Below are 17,713 nucleotides of genomic sequence, written 5' to 3'. Positions count from 1 at the left end.
AAACCCATGTAACTCGATTAGAATGTCGGCACTTTCGCTTAATCTAGATGGTATAGACCATGTCTGCTCCCGACCAATCTCAAGAACCGAAACTCGATCTTGTTTATGGTTTAGACGATAAACCAAAACCGTTCATCGCTTTTCTCGCTGCCATTCAGCATTTACTTGCCATTATTGTTCCGATTGTTACTCCTGGTCTATTGATCTGTTTGGCTTTAGGTGTTTCTAAAGAAGATACAAACATGATCCTCTCCATGTCATTGGTGATTTCAGGTATTGCGACATTCTTACAAAGTAAAAAGGTTGGTCCTTTCGGTGCAGGCTTACTGATTGTTCAAGGTACAAGTTTTAACTTTATCGGTCCTATTATTGGGATTGGCTCAGCAATGGTTGCCGCGGGAACTCCAGTTGAAACTGTTATGGGTTCAATTTTTGGTGTCGTGATTGCAGGCTCATTCATTGAAATGGGAGTTTCACGCATATTACCATGGGTGAAAAAACTCATTACTCCACTTGTGACTGGTATTGTTGTACTTCTCATTGGCTTAACCTTGATTAAAGAAGGTTTAATCTCAATGGGTGGTGGTTACCAAGCGATGGGGAATAACACTTTTGCCAATACAGACAATCTCATTATGTCTTGTACTGTTTTGGCATTAATCATTCTCTTAAACCGCTTAAATGTTACATGGGTTAAGAGTAGTGCGATATTAATTGCACTGATCGTAGGTTATGCGCTAGCAGGCTTCATGGGCCATTTAGATTTTTCTGGCTTAGAAAATGCACCTTTGGTTCAAATCCCTACACCAATGCACTTTGGCTTAGACTTCTCTTGGAGTTTATTTATACCAATGGCATTTATTTATCTGGTTACTTCATTAGAAGCGATTGGTGATATCACCGCGACTTCTAAGTTATCTAATCAACCTGTTGATGGTCCGAAATGGATGGAGCGCATTAAAGGTGGTGTACTCGTCAACGGTGCAAACTCCTTACTCGCTGGTTTATTTAATACTTTCCCGAGTTCTGTTTTTGCTCAAAACAACGGAGTAATCCAATTAACTGGTGTAGCTAGTCGCCACGTGGGTATATGGATCGCCGCTCTATTAGTTATTTTGGGTTTACTACCAGCAGTGGCTGCCATCATCCAAGCTGTTCCTCAAGCTGTACTGGGGGGCGCTGTCATGGTGATGTTTGGGGCTGTTGCAGCATCAGGGATTAATATCCTTTCTGGTATTCAGCTTGACCGCCGTGCATTGCTTATTATTGCAATTTCACTTGCTCTTGGTTTAGGTGTTGCTCAAGTTCCACAGATTCTTGAACATATGCCTGAACTCATTCGTAATATATTTAGCTCTGGTGTAGCAACTGGCGGCATTGCAGCCTTGATCTTGAACTTCGTTCTACCTGAAGCAAAGAAATAATTTAGATTGAATAAAAGACTGCCCAGCATTGTCTGGGCTCTTTTATTCTGTGGAGAAATATATGGTTCCTCAAAGTGAAGTTGTTATTCGTCAACATAACTTTCTGAAAGGTCGAATATTATTAGTCAATGCACCAACTGATGACTTAAGCACTCAGCTCGATAAAAACATTCAGGCTTCAGTATGGACATGGAATTATAACGACTTTCTATTTTTCCAAAATCAAAATATTCCTGTTCATTTTGGGACGGATATCCCTGAAGCAGAATATGATCAAGTTATTGTTTTTGTGCCTAAAGCCAAAGAGCTTTTGAATTACTTACTACACAGTGTGGTATTAAAACTCGGTCTTGGTGCATCAATTTTTCTTGTCGGTGAAAAGAAAGGTGGCGTTGAACGAGCAGCAAAACAACTCGTTCCATTTGGCAAATGTGTCAAACTTGATAGCGCTCGTCATTGTCAAATGTGGCAATTAATTATCGATCAGACTCCTACGCCTCGAACTTTAGAAAATTGGGCTCAACAATATACAATTCCAACACCGAATGGCGAATTACAGATTTATGCTTTACCTGGTGTATTTAGTCAAAATAAACTTGATATTGGTACAGCTGTATTTCTCCCCTACCTCAATCGAGTGAGTTCAGGTAAAATCGCTGACTTCGGTTGTGGTGCTGGCATTATCAGTGCATATTTAGCCAAATTGAATCCCAAAAATCGTATTTTTGCGCTTGATGTGGATGCTTTTGCGCTCGCCTCCACCCGCCTAACATTTGAAAAAAATAATTTGTCACCAGAACAGCTCGAAATCAAAGCTGTGACTGGCATTGAAGATGCGCCACTATTTTTACATGCCATCGTCAGTAACCCTCCTTTCCACCAGGGTATATACACTGATTACAATGCGAGTGAGAATCTTTGTAAGACATCACGTCGCCATCTAAAATCTGGTGGTGAACTTTGGATCGTGGCAAATCGTTTTTTAAACTACCCAACTCTCATTGAGCAAAATTTTGGTCAATGTGAAACTTTGACTGATCAACAAGGCTTTAAAGTACTGTTTGCAAGTACTCAAAAGAAATCATAAGGAACTTTCGATGAGCGAAACCGGTCAACTTAAGCGAAAGCTTGGAGCACGCCATCTTAATATGATCGCCATTGGTGGTTCTATCGGTACAGGACTATTCCTAGCTTCGGGTGCAACAATTGCCAATGCGGGCCCTGGTGGTGCATTACTTGCCTATTGTTTAATTGGCGTAATGATTTACTTCCTCATGACCAGCTTAGGCGAACTCGCAACACACAATCCAACATCAGGTGCTTTCTTCACCTATGGCACCAAATATGTCGAAGGTGGGTTTGGATTCGCACTAGGCTGGAACTATTGGTACAACTGGGCGATAACCGTCGCATTTGAACTTGTTGCAGTTCAATTCATCATGAAATTTTGGTTTCCTGATATCCCAGGTTTCTATTGGAGTGCCATTTTCCTTGCTATCGTTTTTGGTATTAACGCCTTAACAGTCAAAGGTTTTGGTGAGTCTGAGTTCTTTTTCTCACTCATTAAAGTTCTTGCCATCATTGCATTTATCATCATTGGTATTTTCATGATTGCCAAAATCATGATGACACCCAATGTTGCAACTTTCGCAAATTGGTCAAAGGGTGAAGCGCCATTTGTAGGTGGTTTGTCAGCATTAATTGGTGTCGCGATGATCGCAGGATTCTCATTTCAAGGTACTGAAATGGTTGGTGTTGCCGCTGGTGAGTCGAAAGATCCGAAGAAAACCATTCCTATTGCGATTAAACAGATCTTCTGGCGGATTCTCTTATTCTATATCGTTTGTATTTTTATTATCGGTACATTGATTGCGTATGATGATCCTCGTCTAATGCAAGCTGCTTCAGATGAGAATATTGCATTATCACCTTTTACTTTACTCTATGAACAAGCAGGCTTTGCTTTCGCTGCAAGTGTCATGAATGCAGTCATTCTTACGGCTATCCTTTCTGCCGGAAATTCAGGAATGTACTCTTCCACACGAATGCTGTTTGATATGGCAAAAAATGGAAGTGCACCCAAAGTTTTCTCCAAACTTGATGGCCGCGGTGTACCAATGAATGCACTTTATGCCACGACAGCAATCGCAGCACTATGCTTCTTGACGACATTTATTGGTGAAGAGGAAGTATTTAATTGGCTTCTGAATATGTCTGGTATGTGTGGCTTTATCGTATGGCTCGGTATCGCAATCTCTCATTACCGATTCAGGAAAGGCTATTTGGCTCAAGGATATAAGTTAGAAGATTTAGCATATCGTGCAAAATTTTTCCCTTTTGCACCGTGGTTCGCTTTTATTTTGTGTGCAATCGTGGTGTTAGGTCAAAATTATCAAGCCGTACTTGATGGGGAGTGGATCGCAGTAGTCTCCACATATATTGGGATCTTCTTATTCTTAGCAATATGGCTAGTGTATAAGTTCAAGTACAAAACCAAGTTGATTCAATATCAAGATATGGATGTAAAACCAATTCAAGTCGATCAAGACTAATAAAATAAAAAAACAGCTCAAATTGAGCTGTTTTTTTATTGTTAGATTATGATCTTATTGTATTTTTAAGGTTAAATTCACTCGACGATTCAATGCTCGACCCTCTTCTGTCGTGTTATCCGCAATTGGCTGATTTGGGCCATAGCCTTGTGTCGAAATCTGTTTAGGATCAACATTATATTGCATCACCAATTCATTACGCACAGCATTTGCTCGCTCAAGAGATACTTTTTGATTCGCTGATACTGACCCTCGATTATCTGTATGTCCATCCACTTGAAGTATAAAACTTTTATTCTGCGCCAAAACTTTTGAAGCTACTGTTAAATAAGGTTGATACCGAACATCAATTTGACGGGAATTGTGATTAAAGTAGAGCGGTAAACCTTGTTTTAATTCATTTAATATCTTTTGATCCAAGTCTTGTACACCAGTAGTTGATTGCATCTTTGTCGTTGTGCAAGCCGTCAAAGTTAAAGCAATGCATAAGCTTGCTATTAAACTATATTTCATCTTTATTCTCATTGTGTTGTTCATTATATTTTGTGAAATATATCACATTATTTAAAAAAGAGTTAAAAAAAACAGCTCCGAAGAGCTGTTCTTAATAATCAATTAAAGATTATTGTGCTGCTTGAGGTTGAGCAACTACTGTACGGCTACCAGAAATCGTAGCGAATACACGACGGTTCATCGCACGACCTTCTTTAGTTGCGTTGTCAGCAATTGGTTGATCCCAAGCAAAACCTTGAGTCGCTAAACGAGAAGCGTCAATGTTGTATTCGCTTACAAGAGCAGATTTCACAGAGTTAGCACGAGCTAAAGATAAACGTTCGTTCAACGCACGTGGACCAGTATTATCAGTGTGACCTTCAATACGAGCAGTTGCATTTGGATATTCGTTTAATTTTTCAGCTACTTTAGCAATTTCAGGCTTGTACTGATCTTTGATGTTAGACTTGTTCGTATCGAAGAATACGCGAAGTTCCATGTTAAGATCTTCAGTCAACTCTTGTGGAGCTGGTTGAACTGGAGCTGGAGCTGGTTGAACTGGAGCAACTTCTACTACTTCAGCAGCAGGCTTCAAGTGACCGCCTAAAACTACGTTAAGACCAGCAAGTGCTGTGTAGTTCCAGAAATCTTCGTCGATGTTATAAGTTGCACGAGCTTCTGTACGAAGAGATAGAGCATCATTTAAGCGCCAGAAAGCACCTACACCTGCATTACCTAAAGTACCTTCGTCATCTTTAAGATTTACACCATCGTATTCATATTTGTAGTGACCAGCACCCAAAAGAACGTATGGCTTAATTTTGCTGTCATAGTTCTTAGTGATTAAATCAGAAGTAACATAGAAGTTACCATTGATTTGAGTTTGCTTGTACTCGCCAACATCATTACCAGTAATTGTGCCTTCGATATCACCTTTTACTTGGTTATATTCAGCTTCAAAACCCAACCATGGAGTAAGTTCAATACCTAACGCAGCACCAACGAATAAATCGTCTTGTAATTCGATAATGCTGTCAGATAAGTGATCAGCAGCACCGTTGTTGTGTTGAGTGTCTTGGAATGTGTAACCCACTAATAGTGGAGTAACAGTTACACCAGCATTAGCAGCAGCGAATGGAGCAGCAACAAGCATAGCAAGTGCGATACGACTCAATTTCATGGATATCCTCCAGAGATAACAATTGTTTTTCAAGCTCAGCCTAAAATAATTATGGCTTCCTGAGATAGGCTTTTTTATACCCCAGTATTTTTTTTAAGCTACTCATGTTGAATCATACAAACACTTAAAGTGAATTCCAAGTGTTTGATTACTTTAATCAAGTAAATTATTGACAAAATTACTTACAATTTCCGTTGTAATTCGGTAATTTTTTACTCAATTTATCCGCATGAATAACTTATCTTTTCATTTTTGGTATATTAACAGCATTCAAAGGTGATAGTAATCATTTTTTATCACTTCAGCTTATAATATAACTTCACCAAGATTATCTATAAATTCAAATAATTAACAAATACTAGAAGCTTTAAAATGTATTCCTATTGTAAATCTCTTGCTTTTACCCTTTTAGAACTCATTTTCACGATCGTCATTATTAGTATTCTTGTGATGATAGCACTCCCTCATTATCATGAATTTCGTGAAAATCAAGAAAGGGCGCAAATTCTTAGCACGGTACGGCAAGCCATCAGCCAAGCTAAAGCCAATGCTGTAAGTTACCGAAGCCCTGTGATTATCTGTGCTTCTCAAGATTTAAAATCGTGTAAGAACAGTCAATGGCATAAAGGGTTTATCATCTTTCTAGATCAGAATCACAATCAACAATTCGATCCTCACGAAAAGCTTATTCAAGCAACTTCGACAGATTACCAATATGGTGATTTCAGTTGGAAAGGTGGTGTTACCAGCAAGAATACGATCACCTTCCAACCAGACTCTGGTTTACCACGTGGATCAATAGGACATTTTAAATACTGTGCACATTCAAATAAATCAAATCTAATCGTTAGACTTTCAATGATGGGACAGACTCGTCTTGAAGAAACTAAGACATGTGAATGACAACTTATCAGTCACATTTTACACACTATAGCCAATATTAATTGGCCTGATATTACATATACTCAAGCTGTAAAACAAAGCTAAATAAATTGGAGAGAATAATGACTGATATCGTCATCCTTAATGGTGCACGTACGGCAATGGGCGGCTTTCAGGGAAGTTTATCAAGTGTGACTGCACCAGAACTGGGTGCAGTGACCATTAAAGAGGCTATCTCACGCTCGGGTTTGCAGCCAGCAGACATTGAAGAAGTCATTATGGGTTGCGTTTTGCCTGCAGGTTTAAAACAAGGCCCTGCTCGCCAAGCCATGCGCAAAGCTGGACTACCTGACTCGACAGGTGCAGTGACAATCAATAAATTATGTGGGTCAGGCATGAAAGCTGTGATGCAAGCAGCTGATATGATTAAAGCTGGTTCAGCAAATTTTGTGGTTGCAGGCGGTATGGAGTCTATGACCAACGCTCCTTACGTCTTACCTAAAGCACGTGGTGGTTACCGCATGGGTCATGGTGAAATCAAAGATCATATGTTCTTCGATGGTTTAGAAGATGCTGAAACTGGTCGTTTGATGGGCTCATTTGCTCAAGATATGGCCAACACTAAAGGCTATACCCGTGAGCAAATGGATGACTTTGCAATACGTTCATTAAAGCGTGCTCAAACTGCGATTACTGAAGGCTACTTCAACGATGAAATCGTCCCTGTTACTGTGTCAACTCGTAAAGGAGATGTCGTTGTAGATAAAGATGAGCAACCTTTTAACGCAAACATCGATAAAATACCAACACTTCGCCCAGCTTTTGCTAAAGATGGTACGATCACTGCTGCCAATGCCAGCTCGATCTCTGATGGTGCTTCAGCCTTGGTTATCAGTTCATCTGAACAAGCACATACAAAGGGTTTAAATCCTTTAGCCAAAATTGTGGCATATGCCTCTAATTCACAACATCCCTCTGAGTTTACGATTGCACCAGTCGGTGCAATCCAAAAGGTTCTCGATAAAACAGGTTGGAATGTCGCAGAAGTCGACCTTTGGGAAATCAACGAAGCTTTTGCAATGGTCACAATGTGTCCTATTGATGAGTTCAAACTCGACCCTGAAAAAGTAAATATCAACGGCGGAGCATGTGCTTTAGGACATCCAGTAGGATCTACAGGTTCACGGATTATTTTAACGTTAATCCATGCACTTAAACGCACAGGTGGTCAACGTGGTATTGCTGCGCTTTGTATCGGTGGTGGCGAAGCAACTGCAGTGGCGATTGAGTTAATCTAAAGCGTCTAAAGCCCCTATTTTTCAAAGAGGGGCTTGAGGGAGATTTAAATGATCAATCCTCCCCTAAACCCTTCTTGACTAAAGGAGGGTAAATAAAAAAGCCTCTACTTAGCTAGAGGCTTTTTTATAATCTCAATTCAAAGCATAGCTTTGAATTATTAGACTTAAAGAATTTCTTTACGTAGTTGCTCTGGAGATTTCATTGACAATAAGCCTGGTGCAACGTCAAATGCAGTTTTCGCGCCATATTGACCCATTTGATTCATGCGGTAGCATGCACGTGCATAAGCCACAAGTACACTTGCAGTAAACTCAGGATTGCTATCTAATTTCAACGAAAACTCCATTACTTGAGTCTGCTCTGCACTACTATTACCACTGCGAATGACAAATCCACCGTGGGGCATACGATTATGCTCGTTACGAAGCGTTTCTTCATCAATGAAGTTCACAGTCGTGTTGTACTCTGCAAAATAGTCTGGCATGGTCACAATCGCCTGCTTTACAGCTTCAGCGTCAGCACCATTTTCAAGCACAACATAACATTCACGAGTATGTTTTTCTTTAGTGGTTAATATAGGACGTGAACCACTACGAACTTTATCAATCGCATCTTGTGATGGAATAGTATATTGAATACCTGCTTTAACACCCGCCACACGGCGAATCGCATCTGAGTGACCTTGACTCAAACCCTTACCCCAGAAAGTATAGGTTTCACCATCTGGTAATAATGCCTCACCAAATAAACGATTAATTGAGAACATGCCTGGATCCCATCCAATCGAAATCATTGCCGTTTTTTTGTTAGCAAGTGCAGGCTCATTCACTGCTTCAAAAAACTCAGGAATACGTGCATGCGTATCAAAACTATCTACTGTGTTGAATTTACTTGCCAATTCTGGTGTTTGTTTTGGAAGATCATCTTTAGATCCACCACATAAGATCAACACATCAATTTTGTCTTGAAGGTCATTTAAGTCATCCATATGAAAAACTTTCGTGTCACTAAAGCAAGGAGACACTGATTCAGGTGCACGGCGTGTAAAAATTCCCACAAGCTCTAAATCTGGGTTCTTTTGAATTGACGTTTCAACGCCACGACCGAGGTTGCCATAACCGACAATACCAATACGAATCAAATTTTGCATAACAACTGCTTCACTATTTAAATGATGGCAAGATCACTAGACTGAGTACTAAACATATACCGCAAAACAGTCTGATTGAATGGAGAAAAACCCGCACCAAAAATGATCAAATGAATACTAACATACTACAATAAACTGCACTTTTTTGGAGCAAATTTATCATTTAAATCAGTGTTAATCGATCAATTGAATCATATAAAAAACCGCTGCACTAAAGGCTTTGTCGCTATATATTTCTGAATGAATTAAAAAAATCTGCTCTAAATAGACATATGATTAAACTTTGACCTTCTATGTGTCATTTTGAATAGCGCTTAGGCTGAACTATGAATACCTAAATCTTGTTTCCATTAAATAAAAAAAGCTGAACCTAAGTTCAGCTTTTTTATCACTTAATAAAATTAAGCACCCGTTTGATAATTTGGTTTTGGTACAGCAGTCGACGCTTGATAAGGTTGAGTAAAGTCGTTTAAACCTGCCGCTGCTTCTGCAATGTCTTTACCTTCTTTAATCACGAAAGTATCGAAACCAGCACGCTTCATGTAGTTCAACACGTCTTTGAATACATCACCTGTTGCACGAAGTTCGCCTTGGAAGCCTTGGCGACGTAACAATGCGGCAAATGAATACCCACGACCATCATTAAAACCTGCAAACTCAATAAAAATTGCATCAAGCTGATCAAGTGGGAATTCATTGTTTTCAGGTGAGGCATCTACGGTTAGGTAAAGTGCTTTTTTACCTGAAACATTGGCAAGCTGGTCTAACTGCTCCACCGTTAAAACCACATCACCTTGTGGCAATACGCCATCTTCACCAATCAGTTGATAAGTATTGTCTGCAATCGTGCCATCCTTAGAGAGCACTTGTAGTGCGGTATTAAGCATATGCACGCTCCTTAAATGGTTGAATTCCTACACGACGGTAAGTATCAATGAACTCTTCACCTTCTTGACGTAAATCAAGATAAGTGTTCAAAATTTCTTCCACCACATCTGGTACTTTTTCAGCAGCAAATGATGGTCCTAAGATGTCACCGATTGAGGCATCATGGTCTGCATTACCACCCAATGTAATTTGGTAGAATTCTGCGCCTTTCTTGTCGACACCTAAAATACCAATATTACCCACATGGTGATGACCACAGGCATTCATACAACCTGAGATGTTCAAGTCCAATTTACCTAAGTTGTAAATTGTATCTAGATCATCAAAACGGCGTGAAATAGCTTCAGAAATCGGAATAGATTTCGCATTTGCCAACGAACAGAAATCACCACCTGGACAGCAGATAATGTCAGTTAAGAAACCAATGTGCGCGCGAGCTAAGTTATTCTTTTCAAGAATCGTCCAAAGCTCAAATAAGTCTTTTTGCGGTACATCAACAAGGGCAATATTTTGCTCATGCGTGGTACGCAATTCACCAAAAGTGTACTTATCTGCAAGATCAGCAATCAAGTTCATTTCTTCAGTGGTCACGTCACCCGGTGCAACGCCTGCACGTTTCAATGAAATTGTTACGATGCGGTAACCTTTCACTTTGTGTGCATTGGTATTGATGTTAAACCATTGTTTGAATTTCGGATGTGTAGCAAACAGTTCTGAGAAGTCTTCATCTGCATAATCTTGGTACGCAAATGGTGTAAAGTTCTGGTCCATTTTCGCCAGAGTATCTACATCAACTTTTAAAGTTTTAATTGTATGCGCAAATTCAGCTTCAACTTTTTCAGCAAAAACTTCAGGTGTTAAAGCTTTTACCAAGATTTTGATACGAGCTTTATATTTGTTATCACGACGACCATGTAAGTTATACACACGAAGTACTGCTTCTAAGTAAGCAATAAGGTCTTCACGTGGTAACCACTCTTTGATCACAGCACCAATGATCGGTGTACGACCTAAACCACCGCCAACCATGATTTTATAGCCCATTTCACCCGCTTCATTGCGAACGATATACACTCCGATATCATGAAATGCTGTTGCAGCACGGTCGATTTCAGCAAGTGCAGAAACTGCGATCTTGAACTTACGTGGCAAGAATGCAAATTCTGGATGGAAAGTTGACCACTGACGAATCAATTCGCATGTCGGTCTTGGATCTTCAATTTCACCAGCAACGACACCTGCATATTGGTCTGTTGTTGTATTACGAATACAGTTACCAGATGTTTGAATCGCATGCATTTGAACTGATGCCAACTCTTGCAACATGTCTGGCACATTTTCTAATGCTGGCCAGTTAAATTGAAAGTTTTGACGAGTAGAAACGTGTGCATAACCACGGTCATACGCTTTAGCGAGTTCAGCAATTTTACGAAGCTGTTTAGAGTTCATCAAACCATAAGGTACAGCGACGCGAAGCATCGGCGCATAACGCTGAACATATAATCCATTTTGTAAACGTAATGGACGATATTCATCTTCAGTAAGCTTTCCAGCTAAATAACGTTCCGTTTGATCACGGAATTGTGCAACACGTTCATTGATCAGTTGCTGATCGAAATCAGTATATAAATACATGGCGTACAGCTAGTAGTTTAATTTTAACGAAGCACAGCATAGCTTTTATTCATCTATCAATAAAATGCGTTTTTTACATATTTAATAGCGGTTTTATTGATATGTAATCACTCGAATCACTGATATATAGACAAACTCTGGATTCCAGTACTTATTCCACATAAAGATTTTATTTAACTATTCTTAGCACATAAATTCATATAGATTGTAAATTTGTTCTTTATTAAAAATTATCCGATCGTGATGTATGTATTTTCCCAGTACCCTTCTTTAAATTGACCCTCAATCAATTGCACATAACGACCATGAACTTGATCAATGGCAATACAATCATCTACATCCAAAACTCGATCTGTGTGCTGTTTTTGCCAATCTTTTCCAAAGAATGATTTACCACGTTCTTTAGCCGATGCACTATTTAAAGCGGGTACTAATACATAACGATGTAGCTCTCCGAACTCTTTAACGTGGTACCCACCTAAATTAATCAACCAGAGTTTCATTTCGTTTTCATTAGGAGCTGCATCTGTAAAATGGATTTGGAATTGCTGCTCATTATATTCCACTCCATTTACCTTCGCCCAAGCATCAATATGTAAGCCTTTCTGCTCACCAAACCAAGCATTTTTGAGTTGAGGATAGACTTCTTCTAGTGAATCCCCAACAGCCAAAACCACATCATGCACTTCAGTATTGGCACGTGCATGACGACCACCGAGCATTACAAGAAATAGGCTTGGCATGGTTGATTTCCTTTGGCTTTGACAAGACCATTAATCATACCTGAATTTGGATTTGCCACTACTGAAAAGAATGGATTGGCTGTGTTACTGATTTTTATACAGGGTTTAAAGATTAACCTGACCAATTCAACGATAATGGATACGTGGTGGCGACATGGATGTCCCCCGTTGAGCAGTATTACAAGAATGTAATATCTGCTCAACAGAAAGCCTTCGGTTACTTTGGGCTTTTCCAAAGTAACGTAAAAGTAAGTCCATGAAATAGCTCTTCAAATCTGAATCTCAAATAGATTCACACTCCAAACTGCCTTACTTTTTTTCGGTAAAAGTAACAAAATCATTTTGTATTTCTGATGATACTTGCCTGTATCACAGAAATACAGACGACATCCATGTCACCGATCCAAAAATCAAATTTTAGGAAAATATTTTAGCTTTTCTAGAGCGCATAAAAAAATCGCATCCAATGGCTTAAATGCGATTTTCTAAATAGCACCTCTCCCCTTACGAAGCAGTGCTTCTCATTCCAAAGGGAGAGGCTTAAAGGATGAATTACATTTCTACCATTTCCACGCCATCAATGCGTGCAACTGTCATTAAGTCTTTATCACCACGACCTGAAACCGTTGCAATAATAATTTGATCTTTAGACATCGTTGGAGCCAACTTAGTCACATATGCCATCGCATGCGAACTTTCAAGTGCAGGAATAATACCTTCAATCTTAGTTAAGTCGCGGAAGCCTTGTAATGCTTCATTGTCATTAATTGGAACATACTCAACACGCTTCATATCTTTTAAGAAGCTATGCTCTGGGCCTACACCAGGATAATCCAAACCTGCTGAAATTGAGTGTGTTTCAATAATCTGACCTTGTGCATCCGACATAAGATAAGTGCGGTTACCATGCAGCACACCAACATGACCAGCATTTAATGGAGCAGAGTGTTTACCAGTTTCAATACCGTAACCAGCAGCTTCGACACCGTACATTTTCACATCTTGATCATTCAGGAATGGATAGAACAAGCCCATCGCATTTGAACCACCGCCGACACAAGCAACCAGTGCATCTGGTAGACGACCTGCTTGCTCTTGAATTTGACGGCGTGCTTCACGACCAATGATCGATTGGAAATCACGTACCAATTGAGGATATGGATGTGGACCTGCAACTGTACCAATCACGTAATAGGTAGAATCGACATTTGTTACCCAATCACGCATGGCTTCATTCATGGCATCTTTTAATGTTTTAGAACCACTTTCGACAGGAACAACAGTCGCGCCCAATAAACGCATACGATATACATTCATCGCTTGGCGTTTCACATCATCTGCACCCATGTATACAACACATTCAAGCCCTAAACGCGCTGCGATGGTCGCTGTTGCCACACCATGTTGACCTGCACCAGTCTCAGCAATAATACGTTTTTTGCCTGATAACTTTGCCAGCAAAGCCTGACCAATCGTGTTATTTACTTTATGGGAGCCAGTATGGTTCAAGTCTTCTCGTTTTAGATAGATTTGTGCACCACCCAACTCCTTTGACCATCGCTCAGCATAATAAAGCGGACTTGGACGACCTACATAAAAAGCGAGGTCACGGTCGAATTCTGCCAAAAACTGTTCGTCATTTTTCATTCGGAAATACAGTTGCTCTAGATCTTCTAGTGCAGCCATTAGAGTTTCTGACACAAAACGTCCGCCATGGATACCGAAATGCCCTTTTGCATCAGGGTATTGGGTATAGTCAATCACTTGATCTTGTTGATTAACGGTTTGCTGATCCACGATGGACTCCTTGCATAAAGCGTTCTACGAGTTGTTGGTCTTTTATACCTTTTGCGGACTCTACACCGCCGCTCACATCCACAGCATATGCTTGTGTTGTAAGAATTGCTTGCTCGATATTGTCAGGGTTTAGTCCTCCTGCCAAGATCAATGGAATATTTAATTTTGGAAATGTTGTCCAATCAAAGCTGTGGCCTGTTCCGCCCTTTAAATCTGGATGCCATGCATCCAACAACACAGCACTCGCACCAAACTTTTGATATTTATTGATTTCTTCAACGATATCTAGTTCTGGTTTTACTTGAATTGCTTTATACCAGCGGCGACCCACTGCCTGAGCAATTTGTTTGCACTGTTCTGGACTTTCATCGCCATGAAACTGCAAAATATCTAAAGGGACTTTTTTAAGTATGTTTTGGATCTCTTCGGCTGAACTATTAACAAATAATCCAACTGATTGCACATAAGCAGGAATCGCTTGAACCAACAGTGATGCTTGCTCAACATCTACGTGTCTTGGACTTGGTGGAAAAAACACAAATCCTATAGCATCCGCACCAGCTTGCACAACAGCTTGGACATCTTCTAATCGGGTAATTCCGCATATTTTTGCACGAGTTCGCATCTATTCTAGCTCTAATCCACCCTCATCATAGCCGATCTATCATTTTTGGGCGCTTCATTGTAAAGCAATTTTTTCATCTTGCGTAAAGTTCACTCAGAATATTCGGTGTGAAGATTGTTTAAATGAGAAGCGCTCTTTATACTGCGCTCAAATTGCAACAAGTCAAAGCAATCGCTTTAGGGAAGTTGGTGAAAATCCAACACTGCCCCCGCAACGGTAAAAAATGAAAAACATTTCTCAATAGATTTCTGATTTTTAGAGATTTACACCACTGCATGTCATATGTGGGAAGGTGGAAATGTAAGTAATCCAGTTACTACATTTGAGTCCGGATACCTGCTTGTTGTGTTCTTCCACTCAATCATTCACGGGGAAGTGAATGTATGGAGCACGTTATGTCTATTCAATGTCAACCAACAGCTTTGGTTGGTGCAATCGCTATTGCGATGGGTTTTACTACATCAGTTTTTGCTCAAGAACAAACAACTTCTAATGCAACTTTAGAAACTATTGTAATCACAGCTACTCGCTCAGAAGAAAAGCTTGAAAACGTACCTGCACGTATTTCAATTATCCAGCCACAGATTCTCGAACAGTCACCAATTAAAGCTCTGCCAGACCTACTTAAAACAGATCCTAGCATTAACGTGGTTCAATCTGGCGGTTACGGTCAACAAACTTCAATTTTTTTACGAGGCACGAATTCAAATCAAACTCTAGTGCTACGTGACGGCGTCCGCTTAAATACAGCGACAACTGGTGCTGCCTCTATTCCATTTTTAGACACCACTGATCTTAAACAAATTGAAGTTCTAAAAGGTCCAGCATCTGTACTTTATGGAACTGATGCAATTGGAGGGGTGGTTCAATTTGTCACGCGCACACCAGAAAAAACTACAGCTTTTATTACAGGTGAAATTGGTGAAAATAACACCTATAAATCGATTGTTGGCGCAGATTTAGCTGAAAATGGCATCTATGCACAAGTTCGAGGTCAAATATTAGAAACTGACGGTACGCCAGTATTTAATATGAATGATAAACGTAACTATAGCTTTGATCAAAAAGGTTATAGTGCCAAGTTTGGTATAGATCAAAAACGTTATGCTGCATCTTTAGATTTCAGTCAGAACTCAGGAAATGGGGAATACAACAACTGGGGTACATTCTCAAGTCAAGATTTTGAAAATGAAATCATAAATGCAAAGGGACGCATTAACCCAACTGATCAGCTTGAAGTTCATGCACGTTTATCCCAATTTAAAGATGATTTGGAGCAAGTAACTTCTAATAGTTTTGTACACAGTACAACTCAAGAGGCTGAGCTTTATAGCAAATGGAATTTTGTACCAGCCCAAAATATTCTAGTTGGTGTGACCCAACGTAATACTGAAGCTAAAACCGATGCATTAAACGAAGATATTAATTCAACAGGTTACTATATTCAGCATCAATATCAAGCCGATGGCTTGAGTACGCAAGCTGGCATCCGCTTAGAAGACAATGAAAAGTTTGGTTCACACACAGTCATGCAGGGTGCACTCAGATACCAATTGCTTCCTACAACAAGTATTTACACCAATGTTGGCACTGCATTTAAAGCACCTACATTAAATGATCTATATGCCTATGGTGGTAATGAACAACTTAAGCCAGAAGAAAGCATTTCTTATGAAATTGGTATTGATCAAAAACTCCCACTTAATATTTCATTGGGTGCTTCTGCTTTCTATACCAAAGTTGATAATCTAATTAATTCAATCTGCGTCAGTACTTGTGATGGCGATTGGGTGAATACGTTCCCAACTTACCAAAACCAAAACGTTGATAAAGCACAAATGACAGGCGGTGAATTGACAGCACAGTGGACAAATGATCAGTACTTTATCAATGCAGGCTATACATATATCAAAACAGAAGATACTGAAAAAAATACTGAGTTATTACGTCGTCCTCGTCAATCAGTTACTGTTTCAGCAGGTTTACAAAATGCAAATTATGGTTTAAGTGCTTCGCTCGTTGCCAAATCAAAAGCAAAGGATTTTAGCCAAGATATTCCAGGATATGCTCGAGTAGACTTAAATGCATTCTGGAACCTTAACCCGCATGTAAAACTGTTTACCAATATTGAAAACGTTGGTGATGTGAACTATAAAACTGTTCACAGTGCTGGTGAGCAATATTATGTCAATGGTGGACGTTTAGCTTCTGCTGGTGTGACATTCAGATACTAAGCATTCTTTGACTCATAAATACTTTTGAGAATCATGTCATGCCTATGGCATGATTCTTTTCATATCTAGCACTTAAAAAAATTTAAAGGAAACCTCATGGGTCACCGTTTAAGTAAAATTTATACCCGCACGGGAGATACGGGCACTACCGGACTAGGCGATGGTTCACGTGTACCTAAAGATGATTTACGTATCGATGCGTTAGGTGATGTCGATGAACTCAATGCGACCATTGGTGTATTACGTTCGCACATTGCTTTAAGTAGCATTGAAGACAAAGCTCAATGGGATAAATCACTCAGTCTGATTCAACATTGGTTATTTGATTTAGGCGGCGAAGTCTGCATTCCTGGATTTAACTTGGTTCAACCAGTATGTATTGAATTTTTAGAAAATGATATTGATCGTATGAACGAAGCATTACCCATGCTAAAAGACTTTATTTTGCCAGCTGGTACATTAGTCTGCAGTTTTGCTCATCAAGCGCGCGCAATTTGCCGTCGTGCAGAACGTAGTGTGATGTCAGTTCACGCACGTGATCAAAATATCCAAGCCACATCATTACAACTTTTGAACCGCTTATCTGATTGGTTATTCGTCGCATCTCGTACCTTACAACGTGCTGAAGGTGGCTCAGAAGTGCTTTGGCAAAAGAATATCAATGAGACGATTGAGCCCTGACCTTAAAAGTGTAAAAAGGTCTTCATGTTGATTGCCCCATCCACTTAAAATGCTTTTTTGATCAAAATTTTGATTTAAAATCGTCATATTTCATTCATGATTTAGCACTAAAATCACCCTGAAATTTCAGG

The 17,713-nt window shown here is 39.7% G+C and carries 15 protein-coding genes and 1 riboswitch; of the genes, 7 read left to right on the top strand and 8 right to left on the bottom strand.

Annotation, left to right across the window (positions count from 1 at the left end; all coding sequences use genetic code 11):
• The first annotated feature begins 59 nt into the window (after nucleotides 1-59).
• From AC1M9B_RS10690 to AC1M9B_RS10680, 3 genes are all read left to right on the top strand, one after another.
• Complete coding sequence (locus tag AC1M9B_RS10690; protein ID WP_035270592.1) at nucleotides 60-1,424, top strand: uracil-xanthine permease family protein; 1,365 nt, start codon at nucleotides 60-62, stop codon at nucleotides 1,422-1,424.
• Between the two features lie 61 nt (nucleotides 1,425-1,485).
• Entirely contained in the window at nucleotides 1,486-2,511 is a 1,026-nt protein-coding gene (locus AC1M9B_RS10685) for a methyltransferase (protein ID WP_481591721.1), read from the top strand.
• Nucleotides 2,512-2,521: 10 nt separating this feature from the next.
• A complete protein-coding gene (locus AC1M9B_RS10680; protein ID WP_092767523.1) occupies nucleotides 2,522-3,976 on the top strand; it encodes an amino acid permease in 1,455 nt (484 codons plus the stop codon).
• 54 nt (nucleotides 3,977-4,030) lie between these two features.
• Here AC1M9B_RS10680 and AC1M9B_RS10675 read toward each other — a convergent pair whose 3' ends face one another.
• Together AC1M9B_RS10675 and omp38 are read right to left on the bottom strand one after the other, a co-directional pair.
• Nucleotides 4,031-4,489, bottom strand: coding sequence for an OmpA family protein (locus AC1M9B_RS10675; RefSeq protein ID WP_481593554.1), 459 nt, complete (start codon nucleotides 4,487-4,489; stop codon nucleotides 4,031-4,033).
• A gap of 109 nt (nucleotides 4,490-4,598) precedes the next feature.
• A complete protein-coding gene (omp38, locus tag AC1M9B_RS10670; RefSeq protein ID WP_481596050.1) occupies nucleotides 4,599-5,648 on the bottom strand; it encodes an outer membrane protein Omp38 in 1,050 nt (349 codons plus the stop codon).
• Nucleotides 5,649-6,020: 372 nt separating this feature from the next.
• On the opposite strand from omp38, the gene AC1M9B_RS10665 reads away from it, so the two are divergent.
• Both AC1M9B_RS10665 and AC1M9B_RS10660 read left to right on the top strand, forming a co-directional pair.
• Nucleotides 6,021-6,551: a GspH/FimT family pseudopilin gene (locus AC1M9B_RS10665; RefSeq protein ID WP_481609075.1), complete on the top strand. Its 531-nt coding sequence runs from the start codon at nucleotides 6,021-6,023 to the stop codon at nucleotides 6,549-6,551.
• Nucleotides 6,552-6,652: 101 nt separating this feature from the next.
• Nucleotides 6,653-7,828: a thiolase family protein gene (locus tag AC1M9B_RS10660; protein WP_481596048.1), complete on the top strand. Its 1,176-nt coding sequence runs from the start codon at nucleotides 6,653-6,655 to the stop codon at nucleotides 7,826-7,828.
• 164 nt (nucleotides 7,829-7,992) lie between these two features.
• Here the strand turns inward: AC1M9B_RS10660 and AC1M9B_RS10655 are convergent, their stop codons facing one another.
• The 6 genes from AC1M9B_RS10655 to AC1M9B_RS10630 all read right to left on the bottom strand — a co-directional run bounded on the left by AC1M9B_RS10655 (nucleotide 7,993) and on the right by AC1M9B_RS10630 (nucleotide 14,667).
• The gene (locus AC1M9B_RS10655; RefSeq protein WP_481596047.1) at nucleotides 7,993-8,979 is read right to left on the bottom strand and encodes a diaminopimelate dehydrogenase; all 987 of its coding nucleotides are present in this window, start codon (nucleotides 8,977-8,979) and stop codon (nucleotides 7,993-7,995) included.
• Between the two features lie 401 nt (nucleotides 8,980-9,380).
• Entirely contained in the window at nucleotides 9,381-9,866 is a 486-nt protein-coding gene (locus tag AC1M9B_RS10650; protein WP_481587188.1) for a DUF934 domain-containing protein, read from the bottom strand.
• Nucleotides 9,859-11,502 (bottom strand): nitrite/sulfite reductase, encoded by a 1,644-nt coding sequence (locus AC1M9B_RS10645; protein ID WP_035265542.1) that lies wholly within the window; start codon nucleotides 11,500-11,502, stop codon nucleotides 9,859-9,861. Before AC1M9B_RS10645 ends, AC1M9B_RS10650 begins: the two co-directional genes overlap by 8 nt.
• A 230-nt stretch (nucleotides 11,503-11,732) precedes the next feature.
• The gene (locus AC1M9B_RS10640) at nucleotides 11,733-12,245 is read right to left on the bottom strand and encodes a DUF1543 domain-containing protein (RefSeq protein ID WP_035265543.1); all 513 of its coding nucleotides are present in this window, start codon (nucleotides 12,243-12,245) and stop codon (nucleotides 11,733-11,735) included.
• Nucleotides 12,246-12,797: 552 nt separating this feature from the next.
• On the bottom strand, nucleotides 12,798-14,042 hold the full coding sequence (gene trpB / locus AC1M9B_RS10635) for a tryptophan synthase subunit beta (protein ID WP_035265544.1): 1,245 nt from the start codon (nucleotides 14,040-14,042) through the stop codon (nucleotides 12,798-12,800).
• Nucleotides 14,023-14,667: a phosphoribosylanthranilate isomerase gene (locus tag AC1M9B_RS10630; RefSeq protein WP_035265546.1), complete on the bottom strand. Its 645-nt coding sequence runs from the start codon at nucleotides 14,665-14,667 to the stop codon at nucleotides 14,023-14,025. Before AC1M9B_RS10630 ends, trpB begins: the two co-directional genes overlap by 20 nt.
• 142 nt (nucleotides 14,668-14,809) lie before the next feature.
• A riboswitch (cobalamin riboswitch) is annotated at nucleotides 14,810-15,025 on the top strand.
• A gap of 37 nt (nucleotides 15,026-15,062) precedes the next feature.
• On the opposite strand from AC1M9B_RS10630, the gene AC1M9B_RS10625 reads away from it, so the two are divergent.
• Complete coding sequence (locus AC1M9B_RS10625) at nucleotides 15,063-16,901, top strand: TonB-dependent receptor plug domain-containing protein (RefSeq protein ID WP_481609074.1); 1,839 nt, start codon at nucleotides 15,063-15,065, stop codon at nucleotides 16,899-16,901.
• A 96-nt stretch (nucleotides 16,902-16,997) separates the two neighbouring features.
• Nucleotides 16,998-17,582: a cob(I)yrinic acid a,c-diamide adenosyltransferase gene (locus AC1M9B_RS10620; protein ID WP_481609073.1), complete on the top strand. Its 585-nt coding sequence runs from the start codon at nucleotides 16,998-17,000 to the stop codon at nucleotides 17,580-17,582.
• Nucleotides 17,583-17,713 lie beyond the last annotated feature (131 nt).

The sequence above is a fragment of the Acinetobacter sp. ANC_7513 genome (assembly GCF_056779915.1).
Note: the sequence above shows the minus strand (reverse complement) of the source record. Positions and strands in the feature narration are given on the sequence as shown.